A 365-nucleotide genomic window follows, 5' to 3' on the forward strand; every position below is an offset into this window, starting at 1 on the left:
GCGCTGACGTGTTTGTTGAGCAGATGGCGCAATACATGTTCCAGATGCGCGGCTATGGAGACGCTAAAGATGTCTAAAGCCCTTGCGTCTGAAAACATAGTCCCTGTTGAGTCGCTAGAGTGGTTCAAGAGTAAAGGAGTAGAACCCGGCTTTGACTATCGCGACGTATGGAAGCAAGAGCACAACAACGCATTCACTGTTGCAAAGATGCTGAATGCCGATCTTCTTGTGGATGTGAAAGCCATTGTTGAAGAGGCCATCGAGCAAGGCCAAACGTTCAAGCAGTTTCAAGATATTCTAAAGCCACTCTTGGTTAAGTCTGGTTGGTGGGGCATTCAAGAAATGGTTGACCCACTGAGCGGAGA

1 pseudogene is annotated in these 365 nt (G+C 48.2%); it reads left to right on the forward strand.

From position 1 onward, the window contains the following. Nucleotides 1-69 precede the first annotated feature (69 nt). A pseudogene (locus OW491_RS18190) lies at nt 70-365 on the forward strand (hypothetical protein); the annotation flags it as partial.

This window comes from Neptunomonas sp. CHC150, from assembly GCF_030397555.1.
GTDB classification, from domain to species: Bacteria; Pseudomonadota; Gammaproteobacteria; order Pseudomonadales; family Balneatricaceae; genus Neptunomonas; species Neptunomonas phycophila.